Origin of the sequence: Rouxiella sp. S1S-2 (assembly GCF_009208105.1) — a bacterium.
Lineage (GTDB): Bacteria > Pseudomonadota > Gammaproteobacteria > Enterobacterales > Enterobacteriaceae > Rouxiella.
Genome location: NZ_WFKL01000001.1, coordinates 2866725 through 2891956, shown reverse-complemented (window position 1 = coordinate 2891956; position 25232 = coordinate 2866725). Strand labels below are relative to the sequence as shown.

Annotated in this window: 23 protein-coding genes; 10 read left to right on the top strand and 13 right to left on the bottom strand. The window is 52.2% G+C overall.

Features of this window, described 5'->3' with window-relative positions:
- Positions 1 to 23: 23 nt before the first annotated feature.
- Positions 24 to 929 (top strand): substrate-binding domain-containing protein, encoded by a 906-nt coding sequence (locus GA565_RS13470; RefSeq protein ID WP_226951036.1) that lies wholly within the window; start codon positions 24 to 26, stop codon positions 927 to 929.
- A gap of 137 nt (positions 930 to 1066) precedes the next feature.
- Here the strand turns inward: GA565_RS13470 and GA565_RS13465 are convergent, their stop codons facing one another.
- Positions 1067 to 1963 carry a ribokinase gene (locus GA565_RS13465; protein WP_152198880.1) on the bottom strand — a complete coding sequence of 299 codons (897 nt, stop codon included), beginning with the start codon at positions 1961 to 1963 and terminating at the stop codon, positions 1067 to 1069.
- Between the two features lie 27 nt (positions 1964 to 1990).
- Here GA565_RS13465 and GA565_RS13460 point away from each other — a divergent pair, with 27 nt between their 5' ends.
- Together GA565_RS13460 and GA565_RS13455 are read left to right on the top strand one after the other, a co-directional pair.
- Positions 1991 to 2833, top strand: coding sequence for a BtpA/SgcQ family protein (locus tag GA565_RS13460; RefSeq protein WP_084982800.1), 843 nt, complete (start codon positions 1991 to 1993; stop codon positions 2831 to 2833).
- A gap of 3 nt (positions 2834 to 2836) precedes the next feature.
- Positions 2837 to 3490 carry a TenA family protein gene (locus tag GA565_RS13455; protein WP_152198879.1) on the top strand — a complete coding sequence of 218 codons (654 nt, stop codon included), beginning with the start codon at positions 2837 to 2839 and terminating at the stop codon, positions 3488 to 3490.
- A 77-nt stretch (positions 3491 to 3567) separates the two neighbouring features.
- On the opposite strand, the gene GA565_RS13450 is transcribed toward GA565_RS13455, so the two are convergent.
- The 6 genes from GA565_RS13450 to GA565_RS13425 all read right to left on the bottom strand — a co-directional run bounded on the left by GA565_RS13450 (position 3568) and on the right by GA565_RS13425 (position 10290).
- Positions 3568 to 5118 (bottom strand): serine hydrolase, encoded by a 1551-nt coding sequence (locus tag GA565_RS13450; RefSeq protein ID WP_152198878.1) that lies wholly within the window; start codon positions 5116 to 5118, stop codon positions 3568 to 3570.
- An 82-nt stretch (positions 5119 to 5200) separates the two neighbouring features.
- Positions 5201 to 5947 carry an ABC transporter ATP-binding protein gene (locus tag GA565_RS13445; protein ID WP_152198877.1) on the bottom strand — a complete coding sequence of 249 codons (747 nt, stop codon included), beginning with the start codon at positions 5945 to 5947 and terminating at the stop codon, positions 5201 to 5203.
- Entirely contained in the window at positions 5944 to 6774 is an 831-nt protein-coding gene (locus GA565_RS13440) for an ABC transporter ATP-binding protein (RefSeq protein ID WP_055779768.1), read from the bottom strand. The genes GA565_RS13445 and GA565_RS13440 overlap by 4 nt, the downstream gene beginning before the upstream one ends.
- Positions 6774 to 7688 carry an ABC transporter permease gene (locus GA565_RS13435; protein ID WP_152198876.1) on the bottom strand — a complete coding sequence of 305 codons (915 nt, stop codon included), beginning with the start codon at positions 7686 to 7688 and terminating at the stop codon, positions 6774 to 6776. The genes GA565_RS13440 and GA565_RS13435 overlap by 1 nt, the downstream gene beginning before the upstream one ends.
- Positions 7685 to 8698 (bottom strand): ABC transporter permease, encoded by a 1014-nt coding sequence (locus tag GA565_RS13430; RefSeq protein ID WP_055779760.1) that lies wholly within the window; start codon positions 8696 to 8698, stop codon positions 7685 to 7687. Before GA565_RS13430 ends, GA565_RS13435 begins: the two co-directional genes overlap by 4 nt.
- Positions 8695 to 10290, bottom strand: a complete 1596-nt coding sequence (locus GA565_RS13425) for an ABC transporter substrate-binding protein (RefSeq protein ID WP_152198875.1) — start codon at positions 10288 to 10290, stop codon at positions 8695 to 8697. Before GA565_RS13425 ends, GA565_RS13430 begins: the two co-directional genes overlap by 4 nt.
- A gap of 245 nt (positions 10291 to 10535) precedes the next feature.
- Here GA565_RS13425 and GA565_RS13420 point away from each other — a divergent pair, with 245 nt between their 5' ends.
- The gene (locus GA565_RS13420; RefSeq protein WP_152198874.1) at positions 10536 to 11660 is read left to right on the top strand and encodes a dipeptidase; all 1125 of its coding nucleotides are present in this window, start codon (positions 10536 to 10538) and stop codon (positions 11658 to 11660) included.
- 148 nt (positions 11661 to 11808) lie between these two features.
- Here GA565_RS13420 and GA565_RS13415 read toward each other — a convergent pair whose 3' ends face one another.
- The 3 genes from GA565_RS13415 to GA565_RS13405 all read right to left on the bottom strand — a co-directional run bounded on the left by GA565_RS13415 (position 11809) and on the right by GA565_RS13405 (position 16093).
- A complete protein-coding gene (locus tag GA565_RS13415) occupies positions 11809 to 12942 on the bottom strand; it encodes a hypothetical protein (RefSeq protein WP_152198873.1) in 1134 nt (377 codons plus the stop codon).
- A 604-nt stretch (positions 12943 to 13546) separates the two neighbouring features.
- The gene (uxuA, locus tag GA565_RS13410; protein WP_152198872.1) at positions 13547 to 14728 is read right to left on the bottom strand and encodes a mannonate dehydratase; all 1182 of its coding nucleotides are present in this window, start codon (positions 14726 to 14728) and stop codon (positions 13547 to 13549) included.
- Between the two features lie 51 nt (positions 14729 to 14779).
- Positions 14780 to 16093: an MFS transporter gene (locus tag GA565_RS13405; RefSeq protein WP_152198871.1), complete on the bottom strand. Its 1314-nt coding sequence runs from the start codon at positions 16091 to 16093 to the stop codon at positions 14780 to 14782.
- 284 nt (positions 16094 to 16377) lie between these two features.
- Here GA565_RS13405 and GA565_RS13400 point away from each other — a divergent pair, with 284 nt between their 5' ends.
- Positions 16378 to 17064 carry a FadR/GntR family transcriptional regulator gene (locus GA565_RS13400; protein ID WP_152198870.1) on the top strand — a complete coding sequence of 229 codons (687 nt, stop codon included), beginning with the start codon at positions 16378 to 16380 and terminating at the stop codon, positions 17062 to 17064.
- An 84-nt stretch (positions 17065 to 17148) separates the two neighbouring features.
- On the opposite strand, the gene hutG is transcribed toward GA565_RS13400, so the two are convergent.
- The 3 genes from hutG to hutC form a co-directional block, all read right to left on the bottom strand.
- Complete coding sequence (gene hutG / locus GA565_RS13395) at positions 17149 to 17955, bottom strand: N-formylglutamate deformylase (protein ID WP_152198869.1); 807 nt, start codon at positions 17953 to 17955, stop codon at positions 17149 to 17151.
- Entirely contained in the window at positions 17952 to 19202 is a 1251-nt protein-coding gene (gene hutI, locus GA565_RS13390) for an imidazolonepropionase (RefSeq protein WP_152198868.1), read from the bottom strand. Before hutI ends, hutG begins: the two co-directional genes overlap by 4 nt.
- A 121-nt stretch (positions 19203 to 19323) precedes the next feature.
- Positions 19324 to 20109, bottom strand: a complete 786-nt coding sequence (hutC, locus tag GA565_RS13385) for a histidine utilization repressor (RefSeq protein ID WP_082457423.1) — start codon at positions 20107 to 20109, stop codon at positions 19324 to 19326.
- 181 nt (positions 20110 to 20290) lie between these two features.
- On the opposite strand from hutC, the gene GA565_RS13380 reads away from it, so the two are divergent.
- The 5 genes from GA565_RS13380 (at position 20291) to GA565_RS13360 (ending at position 25231) form a co-directional block, all read left to right on the top strand.
- Positions 20291 to 21658: a formimidoylglutamate deiminase gene (locus GA565_RS13380; RefSeq protein WP_152198867.1), complete on the top strand. Its 1368-nt coding sequence runs from the start codon at positions 20291 to 20293 to the stop codon at positions 21656 to 21658.
- Positions 21659 to 21666: 8 nt separating this feature from the next.
- Positions 21667 to 22263: a HutD family protein gene (locus GA565_RS13375; RefSeq protein WP_152198866.1), complete on the top strand. Its 597-nt coding sequence runs from the start codon at positions 21667 to 21669 to the stop codon at positions 22261 to 22263.
- Positions 22264 to 22548: 285 nt separating this feature from the next.
- Complete coding sequence (locus GA565_RS13370) at positions 22549 to 23547, top strand: ABC transporter substrate-binding protein (protein ID WP_152198865.1); 999 nt, start codon at positions 22549 to 22551, stop codon at positions 23545 to 23547.
- A 125-nt stretch (positions 23548 to 23672) separates the two neighbouring features.
- Positions 23673 to 24449: an ABC transporter permease gene (locus GA565_RS13365; protein ID WP_370518098.1), complete on the top strand. Its 777-nt coding sequence runs from the start codon at positions 23673 to 23675 to the stop codon at positions 24447 to 24449.
- A complete protein-coding gene (locus GA565_RS13360) occupies positions 24446 to 25231 on the top strand; it encodes an ABC transporter ATP-binding protein (protein WP_152198863.1) in 786 nt (261 codons plus the stop codon). Before GA565_RS13365 ends, GA565_RS13360 begins: the two co-directional genes overlap by 4 nt.
- The last annotated feature ends 1 nt before the right edge of the window (position 25232 follow it).

Below are 25232 nucleotides of genomic sequence, written 5' to 3'. Positions count from 1 at the left end.
TCGCGCGTTCGACACTGGCGGCAATGACGTTGAGCCTATTATTTTCAAGCAGTGTTTGGGCGAAAGACGCACCGACCTATGCGATGGTGCAAATTAACCAGCAGGCACTGTTTTTTAATCAGATGAATAAAGGGGCCGCCGAAGAAGCCAAAAAATCTGGGGCCAAACTGATTATATTTAATGCCAATGATAATCCCGTTGCGCAAAATGATGCGATTGAAAATTACATCCAGCAGGGCGTGAAAGGGATTATGGTTGATGCCATCGATGTTAACGGAATTATGCCTGCCATTGCCGAAGCGGCTGCCAAAAACATACCAGTGATTGCCATTGATGCCGTATTGCCAGCAGGTCAGCAGAAAGCGCAGGTTGGCGTTGATAATATTAAAGGCGGGGAAATACTTGGCAATTACTTCACTGATTATGTCAAAAATAATATGGGCGATAAAGCCAAAGTTGGGATCGTCGGCGCGTTAAACTCAGCGATTCAAAACGACCGCCAAAAGGGCTTTGAAAATACGCTTAAGGGCCACGGCGGTATTAGTGTAGTAGGCGTGGTTGATGGACAAAATATTCAGGACAATGCTTTAACGGCGGCTGAAAACTTAATTACCGGCAACCCGAGCATGACCGCAATTTATGCCACCGGAGAGCCGGCACTGCTGGGTGCCATCGCCGCCGTTGAGAATCAGGGTCGTCAGAAAGACATTAAAGTCTTTGGTTGGGACCTGACCTCTAAGGCGATCTCAGGCATAGACCAGGGCTACGTCACCGCCGTACTGCAACAAGACCCCTTAAACATGGGTGTCGAAGCCGTCAAAGCGCTGAATAAAGTTGTGGCAGGTCAAGCGGTTAACAAGGCAATTTTGGTACCGGCCACTGTGGTCACCAAGGCTAACGTAGACAAGTTTCGCGCAGAGTTTAAATAATAATTACCCGTCGTCATTGCGGCTGCCGCGGCGTTGGCTGCATTCGTTAACCCCAGTCGCTTACTCATGTAAGCTCTTGGGGATTAACTTACTGGCCGCCTTGCTGCAGCGGCAATGACTTATTGGGGGTTCGGTGATTATTTAAGCATCTGTGCGAGTTCGAATTGCGTGGGGAACGCGCTCAGGGTGCCAGTTCTGCCAATGGTGATAGAGGAAGCGAGTGCCGCACGCTGCAGGTCTATGGCGGCAAGGGACGATTGGCGCAGCAGTGAAGAGGCGAGCATCACGGCGAGAAAGGTGTCGCCGGCACCGGTGGTATCTTTAACACTTACCGGCTCTGCGGCGACGTGAGTGAGACCTGTTCCATTGAGCAGCATTGAGCCTTCTGCGCCGAGGGTAACCACGACTTGACCCACACCGGCATTGAGTAAGGTGTGGGCGGCGAGTATGCAATCGGCTGTGTTGCCTAGCAGTTGGGCCTCGAGCTGATTGACGACTAAAATATCAATCAGCGGCAGCAGCTCAGCAAAAGTATTTTTTACCGGTGAGGGGTTAAACACGGTAATGAGCCCATTTTGACGCGCAAGGCTAAAAATAGCCTCCGTTTTTTGGTGACTAAAGTTACCCTGTTGTAATACAACGTCGCCGGGCTTGGAGAATAACAACTCTTGCTCGATATCATTAATTGATAATGCATCAGCGGCCGTGGTGGTGGTGATGTTAGCATTATCGCCGTCGGCGCAGTTTAATATTAGTGAGGTGTCGGTCCGACAATCTCTGGGTGAGTTTGGCCGTAAAGTAAGACGCTCTTGCTCTATTTTTTCCTTACACCAATGGCCTTGATTATCATTGCCGATGGCGGCAATTAGGGTAGTGTTAATGCCACAGCGTGAAAGGATAATTGCCTGATTGGCCCCTTTTCCACCAAGGTCTTGATGGGTTTTAGCACCGTGAATAGACGATCCTTTTTGCGGTAAATCATTAATTAAATAGGTTTCGTCAACACTGATGTTGCCGATAACGAAGACTTGCATAATATATTCCTTGAGGAGAGTAATACAATGGCGTCTATATCAGCAGAAAAAACCAGTGCAATACAAGAGATATTTTCAAGAAGTAAAGCAATAATTGGTGTAGTGCACTGCGAGCCTTTTCCTGGCTCGCCTAATTATCGTGGAAAATCGATTAACCAAATAATGGATGTTGCCCTAAGTGATGCGCAGGCTTATTTGTCCGGGGGTGTTCACGGATTAATTATCGAAAATCACGGTGATGTTCCTTTTTCTAAACCGGAAGATATCGGTTATGAAACTGCGGCGTTTATGTCAGTGATTACCGACAGGATTAAAAAAGAGTTTGGCTGTCCGCTGGGCATTAACGTATTGGCGAATGCGGCTATTCCCGCGTTGGCTACTGCGCTGGCAGGTGGCGCTGATTTTGTTCGTGTAAACCAGTGGGCTAATGCCTATATCGCCAACGAAGGGTTCATTGAGGGCGCGGCGGCAAAAGCACTGCGCTATCGCGCCCAACTGCGGGCCGAACATATTAAAGTCTTTGCCGACAGCCATGTTAAACACGGTAGCCACGCCATTGTCGCCGATCGCACGATTACCGAGCTAACGCGTGACGTAGACTTCTTCCAGGCGGATGCGGTTATTGCCACCGGCCAGCGCACTGGCGACAGCGCCACTATGGATGAAATTGACGAAATACGTGCCGCCACCTCACTGCCGTTGCTGGTAGGTTCAGGCGTAACCCCCGATAATATCTGCCAAATTTTGCAGCGTACACAGGGCGTGATTGTCGCCAGTACCCTGAAATACGGCGGCGTATGGTGGAATCAGGTGGAGCCGGAAAGAGTTAAACACTTTATGTCGGTGGCTCAGGCCGAGCTTGGAGAATAAGTCATGTCACAGCAACCAAGCTTCACCGACCGTTTACTGAGTGAAAATCAGGACGTTTGGCAGGCGATGCAGCAGCACCGCTTTGTTACCGATATCGAACAGGGTATTTTGCCAGCAAAGGTGTTCAATCAGTATCTGGTATTTGAGGGCGATTTTGTGGCAACCGCCATCGAAATTTTCTCGTATGCGGTCATTAAAGCACCGGATATTACCCATCGGCGCTGGTTGATTGGCGTGTTGGACGCGCTGGCCAATGAGCAAATCGCCTATTTTGAACGGGTGATGTCGCACAGAGACGTTACTCCTGAAAGTTACCTGCGCGGCGCGCCCGAGGTTTATCGCTTTAGTCAGGGCATGCTGCGGGTGGCCGAAACGGGCAGCTACGCACAGATACTCACGCTGATGTTTGGCGCAGAATGGATGTATTACCATTGGTGCAAGCGGGTGAGTCAGGCAGAAATTGCCGATGCCGACGTTAAAGAGTGGGTAGTGATGCACGCCGAGGAGACCTTCATCAATCAGGCCAGCTGGTTGAAGGTCGAGTTGGATAAGTGCGCGGCCACTCTCGGCGAAGCACAGCAGGTCCAGCTTTCAGGTTTATATGCACAAGTATTGCAGTGGGAGATTGATTTTCACAGCGCGGCGTATTTGTCCTGAGCCATGACCCAAGTGATAAAAACCCCTTGCTCAGTGACCTGAATAAGGGGTTTTTATTGTCCAGCGCGCAGTATAAATTACGCCGTCGGTTCCCAACTGATGCGGCACTCGTCGCGGCGGAAGGTTAACACGCGGCTGCGATTGGAAATCAGCTGCACGTTGTAGCCCTGGAAATAAAGGCAGAACGATTTTTCCCACGGGCCGTCCGGCATACTTACCAGCAGTCGCCCTTGGCCTACGGAGGTCAGCGTTCCACTGGCGCGCAGCGGGCCAACACCCATCATTAGCCTGTCGCCCTCAATATCAAACGCGGCTTTTGACTCTGGATGGAACCAGCGGCCCTGAATGAGATGCAGGCAATCATTTGGTTCTACCGGTGTAAAATAACGCTTCGCCAAGCCAATCTCACCCTCAATGGCGCTGCCTTTCATCTGCAAACGCATCGGCAGGTGGGCAGAAAGTGAAACAGCGCTGCCATCTTCATCCTGATAAAGATTCTCGGCTGCACCCAAATAGCTGGCGACGCCGTCGGTAACGTTAAGCCAATAAGGTTCGGCCTGGCTGGCATACAGTCCGTTGACCAGTGCCGTACTTCTTGCCGGAAGCGGCGTGTCAAGCAGGGCAGACATCACCTCGAGCAGCGCCGTGTAGGAGGCGGTATCTTCGCGATTCGACACCAGCGCCACGCCAATTTTATGCGCGGGATGCAGCAGGAAATAGGTTTTGTACCCGGCGTGAGAGCCGCCGTGACCTAATAGCTGATGCTCGCCAATTTTAGAATGCGTGATGCCTAATCCATAGGCGGTTGGCGTGCCGTCATTGAGCGCGCGAGGTTGGCTTAAGTGCTTAAGTACGCCAGCACCGGGACCGCTGTCTTTCAACAGGCTTTGCAACCAGCTCGACAGCGAACGCAAACTGCCGGTCAGGCTGCCTGACGCCGAAAGGTGCAGACCGGCGCTGGAGGTTTTCCAGCCATCTGCGGACTTCCAATAGCCGGGGACCAAATTAGGGACAATATCAAACCAGGTTTCGGGGGCGTGAAAGGCAATATCAAGCGGTTGAGCAATATGCCTTTGCAGCAAGTCTTCGAACAAAATACCTTCCTGCTTCAGAATGGTTTCGACTAAACGATAGCCGGTGTTCGAATAAGATATTTCGGTCCCTGCGGGGAAATTCAGACTGCCGTCGGTGGCCAGAAAATCAATCAGTGCCTCGGCGTCGGTGACGTTATAAACCGAAACCCCTAGCAGGGAGAGGGTCTCGCGCACGTCAGGTAAACCGCCGGTCATGTCTAACGCCTGACCGACAGTCACCTGCGACATCGGCGCTTTAAGCTGCGGCAAGTATTGACCCAGCGTATCGTCGCTCGATAAACCCGCATCGCTGCGCAAGAGGGCCAGCGCGGCAAAAATATGCTTAGTTACCGACGCGTAGCGCACAACGCTGTCAATGGCAAAAGGTGTTTGAGTGGTCAAATTCGCCAGACCGCCGCAGGCCTCTCCCTGTAACTCAGCGGCGTCAAACAGAGTAATTGCACCGCCCGGTTCACCAGGCTGGTTCCAACGGTCGGCTATCTTTTTTGCTGCAGAGCGTGCTGCTTGCCAATTTACTGAAGCTGTGGAAGTCATTCCTGTCTCCATATTTTGCTCTGCCAAACGCCCTGAAGCCGGGGCCAAGGGCGTTTGATAGACTAATAGTGTGGGTTAAGCCTTAATCGATTTCCGGTTCTTCGAGGTTCAGGCTTAGTTTCCTGAGCTCGGCCGTATGCGGATGTGTCACGTTACCCGCCCGTAGATCGTTCGCACTTACAAGCTCAACCATTTGACCACCGATCATCACTCCAATTCTGGTGCAAAGATGCGTTACCACCGCTAAATTGTGGGTGACCAGCACATAGGTCAATTTCTTTTGCTCACGGATGTCAGTCAACAGGTTCAAAATCTCGGCCTGAACCGAAACGTCGAGTGCGGACGTCGGTTCATCGAGCAGCAAAATTTGAGGTTCAGAGATTAAGGCACGGGCAATCGCCACGCGTTGACGCTGGCCGCCTGAGAGCTGATGCGGAAAACGAAAGCGAACACTCTGCGGCAGCGCCACTTCATTGAGCGCATCGGCAATACGTTTTTCGATATTAAGAAAGCCGTGCACCTCGAGCGGTTCGGCCAATATACGGTCGATGGTTTGACGGGGATGCAGCGAGCCGTAGGGGTCTTGAAACACCATTTGCACACGACGATAAAAGCGCTTTGGGCGTTTGGGCAACTGCGGTTCACCGCCGATGTCCATCGTGCCCGACCAGTGCTGATTAAGCCCGGCCAGCGCGCGCAAAATGGTAGATTTACCCGAGCCGCTTTCGCCGACAATGCCAAAGCTCTCGCCGTTGGCAACGTTAAAACTGACGCCTTTCACCACCTCGGTATCGCCGAAAGAGATGCGCAGTTGATCTAAATTAATCATGATGTTTTCCACGCCTCGTCGCGTACCAAAATCGGCAACCGGTCCCTTGGGTGCAGCAGGGAGGGCAGGCACTCCAGCAGTCCGCGGGTGTAAGGGTGTTGAGCATGGCGAAGATCACCGGCTTGCAGCGTTTCAACAATGCGTCCGGCGTACATGACCGCCACCCGGTCGCAAAACTTCGACACCAGCGGCAGGTCGTGGCTGATCAAAATCAGGCCCATGCCGCGGCTGGAAACCAAATCATCAAGCAGGCGCAAAATTTCGGCCTGCACCGTGGCATCGAGTGCGCTGGTGGGTTCGTCGGCAATCATTAATTCTGGGTCTGGCGCCAACATCATGGCAATCATCACCCTCTGGCCCATGCCGCCCGATACTTCGTGGGCATAGCGCTGCGCCACCTTGTGCGGATCACGAATTTTTACCTGATCTAGCAGGTCAATAGCCGCTTCCATGGCCTGTTTCTTGCTGCCGCCTTTGTGCGTTTGCCAGGCTTCTGCCACCTGTTTACCAATCGACATCACGGGATGCAGCGAGTATTTCGGGTCCTGCAAAATGAAGCCAACGCGCTTGCCGCGGATCTGCCGCATCTGCTTTTCGCTGGCGTTGCGCAGGTCAATGCCATCAAATGATAGGGTGTCGGCGCGGCACTTGGCGCTGGAAGGTAGCAGGTTCATCAGGCAGCGAGCGGTCAGTGACTTGCCCGATCCGCTTTCACCCACGATGCCGAGCTTCTCTTTGCCCAGTGAAAAGGAGACCCCGCGCACGGCGTCAAAGCTGCCGCTGCGAGTTTCAAAAGTGATATGTAAGTTCTTGATATCGACCAGCATTAGCGTTCCTTAGGATCGAGGACGTCACGTAAACCATCGCCGAGAAAGTTAAAGGCCAACGAGGTGACAAAAATAGCGATAGCCGGAATAAGCGGCACCCACCATTCGCTAAACAGGAAACGGCGCGCGGTGGCAATCATCGCACCCCATTCCGGCGAAGGCGGCTGTGCGCCCATGCCCAAAAAGCCCAGGCTGGCGGCGGTGATAATGATTGAACTCATATCCAGCGTCACGCGCACCACCAGACTCGGCACGCACAGTGGCATGATGTGACGCATGATGATGCGCGCTGGCGTTGCGCCGGTTAAGCGGCAGGCGGCGATATAGTCCGTGCCGCGCACCTGCATGGTTTCAGCGCGGGCGAGACGCGCGTAGGGCGGCCAAGCGGTGAGGGCAATCGCGAGTATCGCGCTCTCTATGCCGGGCCTTAATGCGGCCACGAAGGCCAGCGCCAAAATCAAACGTGGGAAAGCCAGAAACACGTCGGTGATACGCATCAGAATACGGTCAATCAACCCGCCCGCATAACCTGCCACGCAGCCAATCAGCAGACCGAGCGGGGCCACAATCGCGACCACGATAATGACCATGCCGAGGGTGATGCGACCGCCGTAAAGTATGCGGCTCAGCGTGTCGCGGCCCAGTTCGTCAGTGCCCAGAAGATGCAGTGCAGAAGGTTTGGCCAGTCGGTTTGCGAGATCCTGATCCCCCGGATGATATTGGGTGAGCAGCGGCGCACAGAGCGAAATCGCCAACACGATGAGCACGGTGATGAGGCCAATCAGCGCCAGCGGATTAGACCGTAAACCGAGCCAGATGCGGTAGCGCCTGCCCCATACGGCCTGCGTGCGTGTTTTAGGAGTTTCATCGAGCAGCCAGGCCCGAGACCCCGGTCTTGAAGTTAAGCTGTTCATTTTACGCGAGGATCCAGAAGTCGATAGAGAAGGTCGGCCAGCAGATTGAGCAGCACATAAATGGCGCCAATCAGCAAGGTAGAACCGATGACCGGGTTCATGTCGGCATTCATTAGCGAAACAGTGAGGTACTGGCCGAGACCCGGCCACGAGAAGACATTTTCTGTCACCACCGCGCCCTCAAGCAGCCCGGCATAGGTCAGCGCCAGCACGGTAATCAGCTGAACGCCGACCGTCGGGAACGCATGCTTCCAGATAACCCGACGGGCAGACAGCCCTTTGGCACGCGCGGTTATCACGTATTCCCCGCTGAGTGCGTTGAGCATGAAGGTGCGGGTCATTCGGGTGATATAGGCCATGCTGAAATAGGCCAGAATCAGCACCGGCTGCACCATGTGCGCCAGCGCATCCCAGAACGCACCGGTGTCTCCCGCCAGCAGCGAGTCCACCGTGAGCAGTCCGGTCACCTGCGGGATCATGTCCTGATAAATGATGTCCTGGCGGCCCGGTCCCGGTGCAATACCCAGTACTGAATAGAAAATCAGCAGGCTGAGTAACGCCAGCACGAATACCGGCAACGAGTGTCCCGCGAGGCACACCACGCGAATGGTCTGGTCAATCCAGCTTCCCTGACGCGTTGCCGCCCATACGCCAAGCGGAATGCCGATGACCGCCGCGATAATAATCGCGGCGGTGGCAAGCTCGAGCGTAGCGGGGAAGTAGCGCGCAATATCACTGGTGACCAGATTGGAGGTTAGCGCAGAGCGGCCGAGGTCGCCGTGCGCCAACTGGCTGAGATAGTGTAAAAACTGCATCCACAGGGGCTGATCCAACCCCATTTCATGACGTACACGTTCGACCACCGACTCCGGCGCATTATCGCCCACTGCGGCCAGCACCGGATCTGTCGGCATTACCCTGCCAATGAAGAAGGTAATAACCGACAGGCCAAACAAAGTAAGACAAACGCTGATGCAGGTACTCAGAAAACTATTGAGTCTCTTGCTCACGCTTTAACAACCTTCTCGTATGGGCTGGTGCTCATGACAGTCAATACCACGCCAGTGATGTCGTGGCGGCAGGCGGCGGTCAGCGTAGGCTGGAACATAATCATAAACGGACTGGTTTCCATATGCTGTGTCTGCAGTTGTTCATAAAGCTTAATGCGGGTGGCGGGATCTGACTCGTGCAGCGCCTTAGTGCTGAGGTCGGAAATTGTCTTGTCCTGCCAGCTGCAGCGCCACGCCAGCGTCCGGCTCTTGGCTTTGTCGCTGTTGTCAGGGTTGCTGCAGAACGCTTCGGCGTTAGAGTTGGGGTCAAAATAGTCGGCACCCCACTGGGTAAGTGCCAGTTGCTGTTGACGGGCGCGCATCTTGGTCAGAACCTGACGGCTTTCTGCGGCCAGCAGCGTGACTTTAATGCCGATTTCGCCCAGATTTGACTGAATGGCCTGCGCGATATCGGTAGACGGCGAGGCGGAGTAATGGTCGAGCGTTATCTCAAAACCATTAGGGAATCCGGCTTCGGCCAGCAGCGCTTTGGCTTTAGCCACGTCGCGTTTGTACATAATGGTGTTCACCGCCGCGGGGAAACCTTCTGGCAGGAAGCTCTGATGAATCTTGTGGGTCAATGGAATGATGTGTTGTTGAATACCTTCATAATCAATCGCCCATTTAATCGCCTGCCAAACCTGCGGTTTGGACAGATTAGGGTGCGCCACGTTGCCTGAAACCATCAACGTACCCGCAATACCTTTCTGCACCAGCGTGAAATTTTTGTCATCTTTTAGCGGACGCAGCTGCTCGGTCGTCAGATTACGCGCAATATCAATATCGCCTTTTTGCAGCATCAGCAGTTGTGCAGAGGGGTCAACGATGTGGCGCATAATCACGCGCTCAATCTTACCGGCGTGCGGGTTGTTTTTATTACTTTCAAGAATAACCGTTTCACTGACCTTCCAGGTCCGCAGCTTAAAGGCACCGGATCCGGCGCTGTTGGTCTTCAGCCAGGCATTACCCAGGTCGTCGCCTTTCTGATTGGTCATACAGGCGGTTTTTTGCACGATGCTGCCAACGTTGGCCGACAAACAGTAAAGGAGGAAGGACTCAGACGCCGGTTCAGTCGTGGTAATCACCAGCGTTTGCTCGTCAGGGGCGGTGATCAGCTGTTCAACGTTGTCTTTGGTGTAACCAAACTGGTTGATGATGTAGGCGGGACTTTTATCAAGCTTAACGACGCGCTGCAGCGAGAAGGCGGCATCTGAAGCAGTTACCGGCGTGCCGTCAGCAAATTTGGCTTTCGGATCCATTTTAAAGGTGAAGGTTTTTTTATCGTCTGAGGTGGTCCACGACAGGGCCAGATCGCCTTCAATTTCGTCTGCGGCGCTGAGCTTGGGTTTCACCAGTTGTTGATACATATTGCCGGTCACTTCGCTGCCGACGGATTCGAAGGATTCATGCGGGTCAAGGCTGGTAATGATGTCCAACTGAATTGCCATCACCAATATCGATTTTGGGGTGGCGGCAAAAACGTTGTTGAAACTCAAATATGATAAAACTGGAATGGCTGAAAAACCGGTAATAAAATTACGCCTTGTGACCATGATGACTCCCATCGTGTTGATATATATGCTTAAAATTTAAAATTATGATGTCTAGCCCTTGACTTGTTCGCTGCGCTTTGTCTCTAATGGACGCCATCACAGCTGCGCCAGCATGCGCCGTTTTTCACAAGAAAATGTAATGTGAAATCCTGCTCATCATTGGTGCGATTCAGAAACGAATTGCACCTTTTAAGAGCGAGGGCTGATTGATTCCTGTCGTGCTTAACCAAGGGTAGACCTTTTTTATGAATAGCAAAGTCAATGAAACTGAAAGCCTGGTGCCGGTATTTGACGGACATAACGATGTTTTAATGCAACTTTGGTTAAATCATCGCCAAAATCCAGAGCAGGCATTCCTCGAAGGACCCGCTTGCGGACAAATGGACCTGTCGCGCTGTCGTGAGGCAGGCTTTGCTGGAGGCCTGTTTGCGGCCTATGTACCTTCTCCAACGTTCCCTGACTTAGCTGATCAAGCAAGTATCGTGCCGAGTTCGGGTATAGACACTCGATTCTTGCTCGAAGGTGTTAATAAACATCCTGATTTTTCTCCTACACCAGATTTGAATTCTGCGCGCGACATCACAATTGGCATGATGGCGTTTTTACTGCGCATTGAAAAAGCTTCCGCAGGCGCGGTAAAAATCTGCCGAAACGCCGCAGAAATTCGTCAGTCGATACAAAATCAGGCATTAGCTGTAGTTATGCATATTGAAGGCGCGGAGGCGATTGACCCCGACCTTTACCTGCTCGACGTGTTTTACGCCATGGGCCTGCGCTCGATTGGACCGGTCTGGAGCCGACCAAACATTTTTGGCCACGGCGTGCCGTTCAAATTCCCTTCAACGCCGGACATTGGCCCAGGTCTTACCGAGTTGGGCATCAAGCTGGTAAAGGCCTGCAACCAGAAACGCATTATGGTCGACCTGTCGCACCTCGATGAAAAAGGCTTTTGGCAGGTCGCGCAACACAGTGATGCACCGCTGGTGGCCAGCCACTCCAACGCGCATACCTTGAGTGCTCAATCGCGCAACCTTACTGACAAACAGCTTGCGGCTATTAAAGAGAGCAACGGCTTTGTTGGCGTTAATTTCGGCATGTCATTCCTGCGCGAAGATGGCCAAAAATCGGCTGACGCCACGGTTGACGAAATGGTGCGCCACGTTGATTATCTGGTTGAAAAATTGGGTGAAAACAACGTTGGGTTCGGCTCTGATTTTGATGGCGTAACCCTGACACCGGACATGGTTGACGTGCGAGGCCTGACCAAGCTGGTTGCCGCACTGCGTAGCGCCGGATACAACCAGCAGGTGCTGGAAAATATTTGCCACAAGAACTGGGTGAATGTTTTAGAACGCACGTGGGGGGAGTAACCCTTAAAAAACGTTGAGTTTCATAAGGATGGGGTCAAAGGCATGCTCTGCGCTTACTGGGCTGCGCCAAGACCCCTATGATTCCCTCATACAGCGTATGTCCCAGTCCGTCAAAATTAGCATCAGATAAAAAGCGGCAACCTCTGCGTCAAATTTCGCTTCTTTTAGAGGATGTTTTTAGTGCCTTTAAGATGCTAACTCCTGAGTCTGACAAATAAAACCTGCCCTTGCTCTCTTCAATCAGGCCTAATTCGTTAAGCTTGTCAATTGATGAAACAATGGTGTTTGGAATAAACTTTCCGCTTGAATAAGCGTCGTCTTGAGTTATACCAATAACGGATTTAGAAAATTTCAGTATTTCATATGCGTTTACGTTACTCTTTACATATCTCAGCTGCTTATTAAAGTTAAAACTTTTCTCTTTCAATATTGAAGTTTGAGTCAAACAATCTGAGTCAGAAGAATCCGAGAGTGTAATAACCTCAACTTCTTTAGGCCGTTTTTGAAATGTACTCATTGTTGGAGGGGATTGCATATGGGCTGCAATGTCGTCTATTTTTGATGATCCTTTAGCGCTCATTATTGTCAGTTTTTTATCACTTATTTTTTTAACCGGTAAATCCATCCATTTTTCTAAAAGTGAGTTATTTAATTTGTTTTTTTTATACTTTGCAAGGATAGCAGGAACTGCAGCCAGCATTATTCCTTCATCAAGATACGTTCCTTTTGCTATTTCAGATACTACACTGTGGTTTTCAATAGGTAAGTGATATAAAAGGGCCGTCGTAAGCATAAGTCTTTCACTATGAGGTGTGGTGTTTCTCTCACGTTCAGATTTCTTGACCAAATAATTGAATTTAGTTGTTAAGAGGCTGATGTATTTCATGCGGTTCTTAGAGAACTCATCTGGAGTGATTTTATTACTTTTACTTTGTCCAGGTTCATTTTTAGCTTGAGGAACCCTACGGGGGGCTTGTTGTTTACGTCGATCTCTGCTCGTGAGAGGGTCAGGGAAAGATGTTCTAGTATGTTCTCCCATCTGGCGTATCGCAGGAAACGGCCGAGTTCCTACTGACATCATTGACTGCTTATAAACATGCTGATGTCCGCTGTAACCTGACGGTTGAGTGAAAGGTTCAGGATGGTTAGATAGCGGACCGAATACCTGTGACGGATTAATAGAATTTATCCTTGAAGGAACACTCGCCATTGTTAATGCTGCAGAGGAGAGCTTTGCGACAGGTGCTGAAGTGCAGACCGTATTTTTTCCTATAGAATACATTTCCCCTCCTGATGATAGCGTGTTTTTTTTGGTTTTATCGTGTTGATGCGACATAATATTTATTCCGATGAAGATGTAAGCTTTGATCGTCTATTAAAATCCTGTATGCAATTAATGGGCAGTTATTATAAGTCACAGGTTTTTATCTTATCAGGACTGTGAACCGTGGACTGAGAGGTGGTTATCAAAATCAGGCTGTTCGGAATGAATTTATGGTCATCAGGAAAGGGGTATAAAAGAAGGGTTTATTGTACCGCTTATGATTTTATTCAGAGTTTTTCCTAAAGGTTAGTGTAATTTCTGATTTTTTTCAGAAGTAAGAAAACGACCTGAATCCCGATTAAACTTTTATTTAAAACTCAATTGACGAATTGAGACTGCCACGCTCGATGTTGCTGATAAACACTACAAACATGAGAATGGCATTCATAAATGAGGACATAAGCGCAGAGATGCAAGAGGTGGCGCTTTCCACCTCTTGCCCGGTTGCGTCGCTGCGTGCTAAATGCCCATTGAAACATTAAAACTGCAAAATATTCTCAGTGTTCAATGCTGTTAAGATTTAAACTTTGAATTTTTGCGATAAAAAATTTTTAGATAAAAATCAGAGCCATAACGTCTGCTTTAACGCCCGTTCAACGCCCCTCAGTTCAGCAAGTCCACGTAATCGACCTATCGCTGAGTATCCTGGATTGGTTTTCTTCTTCAGGTCGTCAAGCATCTGGTGGCCGTGATCCGGACGCATCGGAATCGGGCGCAAATCATTGGCACCTCGGCGACGCTGCTCCTCGGTAAGAATCGATTTGATAATCGCCACCATATCCACGTCGCCGTCAAGGTGATCTGCCTCATGAAAGCTGCCCGGCGTACTTTCACGCGACGTGGCGCGTAGATGAATAAAATGAACCCGGTCGGCGAAGGTATCGAGCATTTTTACCAGGTCGTTGTCTTCACGAACGCCGTACGAACCGGTGCAAAAGGTAAACCCGTTGTGCACGCTGTCCACCGTTTCTTTCAGCCAGTGCATATCTTCAATGGTTGAAACGATGCGTGGCAGGCCGAGGATAGGGCGCGGTGGGTCATCAGGATGTACCGCCAGACGCAGGCCGTGCTGCTCGGCAATCGGTACGATGGCACGCAGGAAATAGGCCAGATTTTCGCGCAAACCGGCCTTGTCGATGCCGTCATAAGTTGCTAAACGCGCGCGGAACTGGTCCAGCGTGTAGCCCTCTTCAGCGCCAGGTAGACCGGCGATAATGTTCGCAGTCAGCGTCTCGACCTCTTGCTCTGACATGGAGGCAAAATATTCTGTCGCCTGACGTTGCTCATCGGCAGAATAGTCTTTCTCCGCGCCGTCGCGCTGCAAAATGTGCAGTTCAAAGGCCGCGAAGGCGGTCTGGTCAAAACGCAGCGCGCGTGAGCCGTCGGGCAGCAGGTAGCCCAGATCGGTGCGGGTCCAGTCAAGTACCGGCATAAAATTGTAGCAAATGGTGGTGATACCACAGGCGGCAAGATTGCGCAGCGACTGCTGATAGTTGGCGATGTGCTGTTCACACTTCCCGCTGCGGGTTTTAATCTCTTCATGCACCGGAATACTCTCGACCACTGACCAGACTAATCCTTTTTCCGCCAATTCTGCCTGCCGCTGTTTAATCGCCTCGACCGGCCAAACCTCACCGTTGGCAATGTGGTGCAGTGCGGTGACTACACCGGTTGCGCCAGCCTGACGCACATCGTCGAGCGAAACCGGATCGTTAGGGCCATACCAGCGCCATGTTTGTTCCATTTTTAACTCCTCATTAATGCAAGGTAGCGGCAAAGTCGCCGCTACCAATGTTTAGACGGCCTCGGCCGATTCGATAGGGTCTTTCACGATAAAGAAATATGACAGCGCACCGGCAAAGGTGACGCACGAGCACACCACTAATGCCCAGTTAAACGAGCCGGTTGTATCGAGCACCCATCCGGTGACGATCGGTGCAAAAGAGGCAAAAATAAAGCTGCCGAAGTTCTGAATACTGCTCACTGAGGCCACCATGCGTGAAGGTGCAATGATTTGAACCAGTCCCCAGGCAGAGGTGCCGGCAAAGTGAATAAAGAACAGTGCCAGACTGATAAAGGCCACTGCCATGGCGGTACTGGATGACTGAATGACCAGCAGAGTGCACGCCGCCGAGCAGACCAGCCCGAAGCAAATCAGTGTCTTGCGGCTTTTTAACAGCGAATAACCCTTGTTTGCCAACCGGTCAGCAACTACGCCGTTGACCAACATACCCAAAGAGCCAAACAGGAAAGGTATCGCCGCAACCCAGCCTGTATTGGCCAGACTCAGGCCACGTTCGGCTTGTAAATAGCCGGGTAACCAAGCCAGATAAAGCCAGCCGGTATAGTTAACGCCGCTAAAGCCGAGGATCATGCCCCACACGGTGCGGCGTTTAAAAAGCGATCCCCATTCGCGCAGGCTTAGGCGCGTTTTTATCGTGGGCTTGCTGCCTTGGTCAAGATAGGCGGTATCTTCCGCTGACAGGTTCAGCTGTTCGCGATTGCGATACCATACATACCAGCAAACGGCGATAGCAATCCCCGCCACGCCGATGATCACAAACATCATTCGCCAACCGAAGGCCAGCATCAGCGCAACCAGAATTGGCGGTGCAAACGCCTGACCTAATGTAGTTGATGAGTTAAAGATCCCCATCGGCAGGCCACGCTTTTTAACATTAAACCAGTCATTGACCACTTTTACACCGCTGGGCATAAACGGTGCTTCACCTATGCCAAGCCCGATGCGCAGCATAATGAAATGACTAAAACTGTTAACGCTTCCTGCCAGCGCCTGCATCACCGACCAAAACAGCAGGCCACCGCCGAGCACAATGCGCGGCCCGAAGCGGTCGAGCAGGATGCCACTCGGCAGTTGAGAAATGCCGTAGGAGAGAGAAAATGCCGACAGCAGAAAACCAAATTCGGTGGCAGAAAGGCCTAGGTCACTGCGGATCGCCTGATTAGCAATCGAAAGTGAACCGCGGTCGAGAAAGTTGATAATCCCGGCCAAGAACAGCAGGGTAAGTGAAACGGTTTGGATGCGTTTTATTTTGTTCGATCTGGCGATGTTTTCCGGCAGTACGCTGCCCAGAGAAGAAGCTTGCATAGCCTGTCCTTATTTATGTTTTTATCGTAGAGGCGGTAATAGAAATGCCTGCCGGCCCAATCGTCTGCTGGTCAGGCCATCAGGCCTGTGTATAATTGAGCAGTATTAAACAAATTAATGTGATCAATCCTGCAATATTGAACTTCCGTTTTAATAGGCTAAAGGCGACGTGGGCTAGCTTTTGGCGTTATGATAACGTCATAAATATTGGCAAGTGCGGCCTGCATCGATTTGAAAGTCGAAAACAAATCAGGTAGATAGCTGAAATCAAATCGGGGAAATAAATGGAATTACCAACGCTAAAAGTAGAAAGACTTTACCGGCAAATTTCTAATTTACTGATTGGCTATATCAACGGTGGGCAATTTCTTCCGGGCCAAATGATCCCCTCAGAGCGCGACCTCGCCAAGCAGCTTGGGGTCAGTCGTTCATCGATTCGTGAAGCGCTGATAGCCCTTGAGATAACCGGCTGGGTCGAGATCCGCACCGGTAACGGCGTTTACGTTAATAATCCATTACCCTCGCAGCAGAGCAGTGCGGTTGAAGAAGAGTTCAGTCTGCAGTCGTTGATTAAAGCACGTCAAATTTATGAGTGCACCACCGCCGAGCTTGCGGCGTTGAATGGCACTGATGACCAGCGTGAAAAGCTGGCAGAAATCAATCGGGAACTGACCCACCTGAGTATTAATAATCGGGTTTTTCTGGAAGAGGATAAGCGCTTTCATTTACAGATTAGCGAGATGACCGGTAATGAAGTCCTGCGCGACATGATGGAATACTTGTGGAACAAGCGGGAGTCGGCGCGCTTTGTTCGCCTGGAATCGCACTACGCCGAAACTGATTTCCCGCTGCAGATGAATGCCGATCATCAGGCCATTACCGATGCAATATTGGGGCGTGATCCGATTGCGGCAAAAAAAGCCATGCAGTCGCACTTGCAGCACGTTTACGACCGGCTGTTTAATGAATAAGCAGGGGGGCAGACTTTTTTGCTCCCCCATCCCCGCCTTCCCCCGCTGTAAAACGGGGGGAAGTCGTCAACAGGTCATGCAGATTCAACCATACTGCTTATTGCCCCACTGCAGCATGCCACTGAGCATCGGTTTAAGCACGGCTTGTAGCTGCTCGGCCTTCGCCGGTGCGTAAGGATAAGGCTCAATCTCGTCCATGTAATTACACTGCGCCAACTCGAGTTGAATGGCGTGCTGATGAGTCTCCGGTTGACCATAGGCGCGGGTGATGTATCCGCCTTTAAAACGCCCATTTAGCACGTGCGTAAACTGACTCTGCGCATCACAGCATGCCTCAACCACGTCAATCAGTTCCGCTGCACAACTTTCACCGCTGTTAGTTCCCAAATTTAAATCGGGTAATTGTCCGTCGAACAGGCGCGGAATGACAGAAGCTATCGAGTGGGCGTCAAACAGCATGGCATAACCAAATTTCTGTTTGATGCTGGCCAGCTCCTGCTGAATTTTCTGGTGATACGGCTGCCAAATTTCGTCGAGATAAGTCTGACGCTCGGCATCCGTTGGCTGCTGGCCTGCCTTAAAGGTCGGGCGACCGTCGAACAGCGTATCGGGATAAAGCCCAGTGGTTGCCGTGGTGTAAAGCGGTTTGTCATCGGCCGGTCGATTTAGATCAATTACAAAGCGCGAATACTGACCGATAATAATGCTGGCCCCCAGCTGTTTGGCAAAATCATAAAGCTCGGGAATATGCCAATCGGTATCGGAAAGCGGCAGGGCGTCGTCGCTCAGGCCGCTGGCCACTTCCGGCGTCAGGCGGGTACCGGCGTGGGGAATGCTTATCAACAGCGGTGCGCTACCCTGAATAAACTGGAACGGGCTGGCAATACTCATAAACGAATTTCTCCTCGATAAACAACAGTGCAGGGCAGTTGTCCACCCAACCAATAAACCAGTTCTGCCGGACGCGCCAACGGCCAGTGCACAAAGTCTGCAACCTTGTTAGCCTCTAACGTGCCGTGCGTGTCCTGCAACCCTAACGCTTTAGCGCCGTGGCAGGTAATGCCCGCCAGTGCTTCTTCGGGCGTCATGCGAAACAGCGTGCAGGCCATATTGAGCATCAGGCGCAGCGACAGCGCCGGAGAGGTGCCCGGATTTGCATCGCTGGCCAGCGCCATAGGCACGCCATAGCGGCGGAACAGTTCCACCGGCGGACACTGTGTTTCACGCAGTAGATAAAAAGCACCTGGCAGCAGTACAGCAACGGTGCCGCTGGCCGCCATCGCCTGGACGTCCGTTTCCGTCGCGTATTCAAGATGATCGGCAGAAAGCGCGTGATGACGAGCCGCCAGTGTGCTGCCGTGCAAAGAGGAGAGCTGTTCGGCATGCAGTTTCACCGGCAGTCCGAGAGCCGTCGCTTTGTTAAACACACGCTCAACCTGATCCGGTGAAAAGGCTAAATGTTCGCAAAACGCGTCTACCGCATCGGCTAAATCTTCTGCTGCCACCTTCGGTAGCAGGCTTTCACAAATCAGGTCGATATAATCATCGGCTTTGCCTTTGTACTCAGGCGGAACCGCGTGCGCGGCTAGGCAGGTTGACGTGACTTCAACCGGCTGTGTGGCGCCCAGCTCGCGGATCACCCGCAGCATTTTCAGCTCGCTCTCTTCGCTAAGCCCGTAGCCTGATTTAATTTCGATGCATGTCACGCCTTCTGCCAGCAGCGGACGCAGGCGGAATTCAGCTTGTTCAAGCAGTTGTTGGTGGGTAGCGCTGCGGGTAGCATTGACAGTGGAGAGAATTCCGCCGCCCTGAGCGGCAATGTCGGCATAGCTCACGCCGTTGAGGCGCTGCTCGAACTCCGCGCTGCGGTCGCCCCCAAACACCAGATGAGTATGGCAGTCAATAAAACCGGGGGTGACGATGCCGCCGCCAAAATCAGTGCGCTGTGGAGCCGAGAAATCAGGGCATTCGCTGAGCGGCCCAATCCATAGAATTTTACCGTCTTTTACCGCCATTGCGCCGTTTTCAATGATGCTGTAGCGCCCGTCGCGCAGGGTTACTAAATCCGCACCAAACCACAGGCTGTCGCAGTGAATTTTTCCCTCGAACGAGGACTCGGAATGCAAGGGTGCCGCCATGAGACTCTCCTGACAAAAACGTGTCTTGTATAGACAACCAAAGACAAGCTAGCGCATAAAACATCAGGCGGCAAGCACGGCAGCAATAGCTTTTACTTATAATTTACCGTGACGCATCAACTTAGCCGTGGCTGGTGAAGCGGCCAAACAGTTGGTAGCGCGAACCGGGGTAAAGAAGTCTTGCCGAGGTAACCACCTGATTGCCACTCCAGGTGCGGCGGTGGATAAGCAGACACGGCTCATGCTCTTTCAACTGCAGGTGTGAACTTTGGGAGGCGCTGGCGCTCACGGCTTCCACGCGATGCTCGCCCGAGGTGAGCGGCGCAACTTTCATCAAATAATCGTAGGGCGTTTTGTTGCTGTAGACCTGCTGCAAATAGTCTGGGGCCGTTTTAGGGTTCACAAAACGGTCTTCAATTTGCACCGGAATATCATTCTCAAAGTGCACAATTTGTGAATAGAACATCTGTTCGCCACGCGCGATGCCAAGCTGCAATGCCTGTTCCGCATCGGCAGGACGGGCTTCGCACACCAGTATTTTACTGCTATGGCGGTGGCCGCGTTCGGCAATTTCATCGGCGATGTTATGCACTTCGAGCATCGGCGTATAGGCTTTTGCCTCGGCCACAAAGGTGCCCACGCCCTGCATACGAATTAAAAACCCCTCACTGGTCAGCTCGCGCAGTGCACGGTTGATGGTCATTCTGCTGACGCTGAGTTCATTAACCAATTCGCTTTCTGACGGCACGCGTTGGTGAGGTTGCCATACGCCCGCGCGAATTTGACCGATTATCGCCTGTTTAACGCGCTGATAAATCGGGGCCGGGGTATCGCTTATCGCCGCAGACAGCTGCGACAAGATTTGTTGTGACACCACCTGTTGTTCGGACAACGGTTGGTCTGACATGCCACTCACCTCACTTATTAACTTTATTTTAAAAAAATGCGACATCGAGAGTTTACAGTTCTCCGTGGCGTATGTATATGTATAGACAAGTTGGTGAATAAAGTCTCAAAAGTTGGATCAAAATGTCTATTTTGCCGTTTTTTAATCAATCAAGAACTTCAACCTAATCAGGACCACAGCTATGCCTGCATATTTTGCCTCTCGCGCGCTATTACCCAGCGGCTGGGCACACAACGTCCGCTTTGATGTTAACACCACGGGCTATATCAATGAAGTCGTCGCCGACGCCAGCGATGAAGGCTGTACGCGGTTGAAAGGTCCGGTTATTCCCGGCATGCCAAATCTTCATTCGCACGCATTTCAGCGCGTGATGGCCGGTCTTGCTGAGGTTGCCGGCGATCCGCAGGACAGTTTCTGGACCTGGCGCGAGCTGATGTACCGTATGGTTGGTCGTTTAACGCCACTGCAGGTAGGCGTCATTGCTCGCCAGCTGTATATCGAAATGTTGAAGGGCGGTTATACCCAGGTCGCCGAATTCCACTATCTGCACCATGATACCGAAGGCAAAGCTTATGCTGACCGCGGTGAAATGACGGCGCATCTTAGCCATGCCGCCGAGCAGGCGGGCATCGGTCTCACTATGCTACCTGTGCTGTATAGCTATGCCGGTTTTGGTGCTCAAGCGCCGCAGCACGGCCAGCGTCGATTCATTCAAAACGTCGACAGCTATTTAACCCAGCAGCAGATTATCGCCAAACAGATTGCCCATAAAACCACCCAAAATCAGGGCCTGTGTTTTCACTCATTGCGTGCCGTTTCGCTGGAGCAGATGCAGCAGGTACTTGGCGCAAGCGATGCGCAGCTGCCGGTGCATATTCACATTTCCGAGCAGGTGAAAGAGGTCAATGACTCACTGGCCTGGAGTGGACAAAGGCCTATTGCATGGCTGTTCGACAATCTCGAGATTGATGCGCGCTGGTGCCTGATACACGCGACACATCCCGACGCATTCGAACTTAAACAGCTGGCGACTAGCGGTGCCGTGGCAGGACTGTGCCCCACCACCGAGGCCAATCTGGGTGACGGCATTTTCCCAGGGGTTGATTATCTCGCCCACGCTGGCCGCTGGGGAATCGGTACTGACAGCCACGTTTCGCTTAGTGTAATTGAAGAGCTACGCTGGTTTGAATACGGGCAGCGGCTGCGTGATACCCGTCGTAATCGACTGACTACAGCTAATAATGCCTCCGTTGGCGACGTGCTTTACACCCAAGCGCTGGCGGGCGGCGCGCAGGCCTGCGGGACGGCAATTGGCAAGCTTGAGAAAGGCTATCGTGCAGACTGGCTAGTGCTCGATAACGACAGTCCTTATCTGGCGGCCGCAGACGACGCACAGCTGCTTAATCGCTTTATTTTTGCCGGTGATGTCTCACAAATTAGAGACGTGTGGGTTGCCGGAGAGGCTAAAATTATTGATGGACGCCATCCGCAGCAGGCCGAAGCGGCGGCGGATTTCCTCGCGTTGCTTAAGCTTCTCGGCCAGGAGTAGGAGTCGGTATGAGCCCAGTGTCATCGCTTCACGATAGCCTGACGTTTTTCAGCATCAACAGCCTGCCGGTCACCCCGTGGCGCAACGGCGGCGGCGAAACGCGGGAAATAATCAGCACCCCGCAGGACGCCAGCGACTTTAACTGGCGCGCCAGCATTGCGACCCTCGCGCAGGATGGCCCGTTCTCGGCGTTTCCCGGTATCGACCGATCAATTACGTTGCTAACCGGTGAGGGGGCGCATCTGTTTGCCGAAGGCGTGGTCGATAAACACCTGACGACGCCAGCCGAGCCTTTCGCCTTCTCTGGCGACGTGGCGTTGATGTCACGCCTGACCGGCGGCGTGACCACCGATTTCAACATCATGACCCGTCGCGGCACCTGCCGTTCGGTGGTTACTGCGAAAACTGATAATTTTTGTGCGCCACTGCTGATGGGCGGCGTGCTGCTGGTGCTCAAAGGCGAGTGGCTGCTACAGAGTGAGAAAACCCTTACCGCCGGACAGGGGGTAGTGTGGACGAACGCTCAGGATGTGACCCTTGAACTGCTGCTCACAACGCAAGGCGCCGACAGCCAACTGTTGTGGGCGGCAATTGTGCCGCTGTGAACCCCGGGCTGTGCGCCAAAATGGCGCGCGGTGTGCACCGAATTAAACCATCACGGTGGCAAGTAATTTTTTCAGACACAATTTCGTTATCCATTTCGTCATCATTGGCAACGTTGGAACGCGGATTCTTAAGTTCCTGGCCCGAGTAAAGGCCTCAATTAATAATTGGCATAAACTTTGCCTTAATGTAATGACTAACTTGTATAGACAAGAATAGACAGAGGCTCGGTTTATGATTTAAAGAGCCAATTATATCAAGACAGGTACTTTCGACAGGAGTGGCAAATGAGCAAAAAATTTTCCAAAGCCGGACTGAAAAAATCTTTTACCTTATTGAGTTTGGCCGTGACCTTCGGCTGCGCTAGCGCCGGTGCGGCACACGCGGCAGATACGCCGGTGGCGATTGGTATTTCTGGTTGGACAGGTTTTGCCCCTCTTACGCTGGCCGATAAGGCTGGGATCTTCAAGAAAAATGGTCTGGACGTCACCCTTAAAATGGTGCCACAGCAGTCTCGTCACCTGGCGATTGCCTCCGGTTCGCTACAGTGCGCTGCCACTACCGTAGAAACCTATTTGACCTGGAACGCAGCCGGTGTGCCTATCAAGCAGATTGTGCAGCTTGATAAGTCCTATGGTGCAGATGGCATTGCCACGCGCCAGGGCATTAATAAAATTAGCGACCTTAAAGGCAAGACTGTTGGCGTTGATGCACCCGGCACCTCTTCCTACTTCCTGCTGGCGTGGATACTCGATAAAAACGGCATGACCATGAAAGACGTCAAGCTTGCAACGCTGGGGCCAGACGCCGCCGCACACGCCTTTATCGCCGGTCAGAACGACGCCGCCGTGACCTATGAGCCTTATCTGTCTAGCATTCGCCAGAGTCCTGACAAGGGAAAAATTCTGGCTACTACCCTGCAGTATCCGATGGTGATGGACACCCTGGGCTGTACGCCAACCTTCCTTGAAAAGAATCCTAAAGCCGCGCAGGCGCTGGTCAATAGCTATTTTGAAGCGCTGGAAATGATTAAGAAAGACCCTGAAAAATCAAATGAAATCATGGGTGCGGCGGTGAAGGAAACCGGCAAGCAGTTTGCAGAGGAATCGAGCTATCTGCGCTGGCAGGACCTCGACCAAAATAAAAAATTCTTCAGCGGTGAAATAACCAGCTTCAGTAAAGAAGCGGCAACACTGCTGACGCAGATGAAAATTTTGCGTAAAACGCCGGACATCAGCACCTTATTTGACCCGCAGTTCGTCAATAACGCCACGGTCGCGAAATAGTGAACAGCCAGAAGGAGGCGTTAATGCAACGTTCTGTTACTGATATCGCGCAGAACCTATCTGGGTCAGTTCAACGCGAGCCAGCACCGTTGCCGGCAAGCAAAAAGGTGTGGCACAACCCAATGATGGTTCCGCTGCGACCGGTTGCTGCGCGTCAGCGCTGGTTTCTTGGCTTTTGTTTCTTTGTGGTGTTTTTTGCCGCCTGGGCGCTGGTGACCTTTACCGGCGCGGTGTCTCCGACTTTTCTGGCCAATCCGGCCAGCATGCTGGAGGAAGGCTGGCTTCTGTTCACCCAGTTCAATTTTGCTAACGACATTGGTATGACAGTGATGCGCGTTTTGGGGGGCTTTGTATTAGCCTCTATTATTGCCGTACCGCTGGGTATTTTGATGGGATCATATAAGCTTATCGAGGCCTTTTTCGAGCCGTTTGTCTCATTTTGTCGCTATCTGCCCGCGTCGGCATTTGTGCCTTTGCTGATCCTGTGGGCCGGTATCGGCGAGATGCAAAAGATTCTGGTGATTTTCATCGGTTCGTTTTTCCAGATAACCCTGATGGTGGCGGTGACAGTGGGCGCCGCGCGTCGTGATTTGGTCGAGGCCGCGTATACCTTAGGTGCGACCAACCGCAGCGTAGTGCGTCGGGTGATTATTCCCGGTGCGGCACCTGAAGTGGCCGAGTTGCTGCGTTTAGTACTCGGTTGGGCCTGGACTTATGTCATCGTCGCCGAGCTAATTGGCTCTTCCAGCGGTATCGGACACATGATTGTCGACAGTCAGGCGATGCTCAATACCGGACAGATGATTTTCGGCATTATCGTCATCGGCTGCATTGGTTTGTTGTCAGATTTCCTGTTTAAAGCGGCCAACCGTCGCATGTTTGTCTGGAGTTCGCTGAAATGAATCATCCAAAACTGAGCGTTCGTCAGGTGGAGCGCATTTTTACCGGACCAAAAGGCGAGAAAACGCAGGCACTGCTGCCGGTGGACTATCAGGTTAACGAGAACGACTTTATTACTATTCTCGGTCCGTCGGGCTGCGGCAAATCTACGCTGCTGCGTATTGTGGCCGGGCTAGACCAGCCAACGCGTGGCGAAGTGTGGCTCGACGGCGAGCGGGTGGAGGGTCCGGGTGCCGATCGTGGCATGGTGTTCCAAAGTTATACTCTGTTTCCGTGGCTGAGCGTGCAGCAAAATATTTGCTTCGGCCTAGAAGAAAGGGGGGTTAGCAAGGCGGCGCAAAAGGAGCGCAGCGACTACTTCATTAATAAGGTCGGCCTGCGCGGCTTTGAGCACCACTTTCCGCGCCAGCTTTCCGGCGGCATGCAGCAGCGGACCGCCATTGCCCGCGCACTGGCCAATGACCCGAAAATCTTGCTGATGGACGAGCCGTTTGGCGCGCTGGACAATCAGACCCGCGTGATGATGCAAGAGCTGCTGTTGTCGATTTGGGAGTCGTCGCGAAAAACGGTGCTGTTTGTGACCCACGATATTGACGAGGCGATTTTTATGGCTAACAAAGTGGCTATTTTCAGCGCCCGTCCCGGAAGAATTAAAACAGAGGTGGCGGTCGATTTCCCGCATCCGCGTGACTATCGTCTAAAAACGTCGCCAGAGTTTATGGATCTCAAAGCGCGAGTCACGGAAGAGATCCGCGTCGAAACATTGCAGACGCAGGAACACTAAA

What these genes read in the sequence shown, in the direction of transcription:
- GA565_RS13450 (WP_152198878.1), bottom strand. Translation starts at nt 5,118, where the DNA reads ATGACTTCCACAGCTTCAGTAAATTGGCAAGCAGCACGCTCTGCAGCA.
- GA565_RS13445 (WP_152198877.1), bottom strand. Translation starts at nt 5,947, where the DNA reads ATGATTAATTTAGATCAACTGCGCATCTCTTTCGGCGATACCGAGGTG.
- uxuA (WP_152198872.1), bottom strand. Translation starts at nt 14,728, where the DNA reads ATGGAACAAACATGGCGCTGGTATGGCCCTAACGATCCGGTTTCGCTC.
- GA565_RS13400 (WP_152198870.1), top strand. Translation starts at nt 16,378, where the DNA reads ATGGAATTACCAACGCTAAAAGTAGAAAGACTTTACCGGCAAATTTCT.
- GA565_RS13380 (WP_152198867.1), top strand. Translation starts at nt 20,291, where the DNA reads ATGCCTGCATATTTTGCCTCTCGCGCGCTATTACCCAGCGGCTGGGCA.
- GA565_RS13440 (WP_055779768.1), bottom strand. Translation starts at nt 6,774, where the DNA reads ATGCTGGTCGATATCAAGAACTTACATATCACTTTTGAAACTCGCAGC.
- GA565_RS13465 (WP_152198880.1), bottom strand. Translation starts at nt 1,963, where the DNA reads ATGCAAGTCTTCGTTATCGGCAACATCAGTGTTGACGAAACCTATTTA.
- GA565_RS13405 (WP_152198871.1), bottom strand. Translation starts at nt 16,093, where the DNA reads ATGCAAGCTTCTTCTCTGGGCAGCGTACTGCCGGAAAACATCGCCAGA.
- GA565_RS13370 (WP_152198865.1), top strand. Translation starts at nt 22,549, where the DNA reads ATGAGCAAAAAATTTTCCAAAGCCGGACTGAAAAAATCTTTTACCTTA.
- hutI (WP_152198868.1), bottom strand. Translation starts at nt 19,202, where the DNA reads ATGGCGGCACCCTTGCATTCCGAGTCCTCGTTCGAGGGAAAAATTCAC.
- GA565_RS13455 (WP_152198879.1), top strand. Translation starts at nt 2,837, where the DNA reads ATGTCACAGCAACCAAGCTTCACCGACCGTTTACTGAGTGAAAATCAG.
- GA565_RS13375 (WP_152198866.1), top strand. Translation starts at nt 21,667, where the DNA reads ATGAGCCCAGTGTCATCGCTTCACGATAGCCTGACGTTTTTCAGCATC.
- GA565_RS13420 (WP_152198874.1), top strand. Translation starts at nt 10,536, where the DNA reads ATGAATAGCAAAGTCAATGAAACTGAAAGCCTGGTGCCGGTATTTGAC.
- hutC (WP_082457423.1), bottom strand. Translation starts at nt 20,109, where the DNA reads ATGTCAGACCAACCGTTGTCCGAACAACAGGTGGTGTCACAACAAATC.
- GA565_RS13470 (WP_226951036.1), top strand. Translation starts at nt 24, where the DNA reads ATGACGTTGAGCCTATTATTTTCAAGCAGTGTTTGGGCGAAAGACGCA.
- GA565_RS13365 (WP_370518098.1), top strand. Translation starts at nt 23,673, where the DNA reads ATGGTTCCGCTGCGACCGGTTGCTGCGCGTCAGCGCTGGTTTCTTGGC.
- GA565_RS13460 (WP_084982800.1), top strand. Translation starts at nt 1,991, where the DNA reads ATGGCGTCTATATCAGCAGAAAAAACCAGTGCAATACAAGAGATATTT.
- GA565_RS13415 (WP_152198873.1), bottom strand. Translation starts at nt 12,942, where the DNA reads ATGTATTCTATAGGAAAAAATACGGTCTGCACTTCAGCACCTGTCGCA.
- GA565_RS13425 (WP_152198875.1), bottom strand. Translation starts at nt 10,290, where the DNA reads ATGGTCACAAGGCGTAATTTTATTACCGGTTTTTCAGCCATTCCAGTT.
- GA565_RS13360 (WP_152198863.1), top strand. Translation starts at nt 24,446, where the DNA reads ATGAATCATCCAAAACTGAGCGTTCGTCAGGTGGAGCGCATTTTTACC.
- GA565_RS13435 (WP_152198876.1), bottom strand. Translation starts at nt 7,688, where the DNA reads ATGAACAGCTTAACTTCAAGACCGGGGTCTCGGGCCTGGCTGCTCGAT.
- hutG (WP_152198869.1), bottom strand. Translation starts at nt 17,955, where the DNA reads ATGAGTATTGCCAGCCCGTTCCAGTTTATTCAGGGTAGCGCACCGCTG.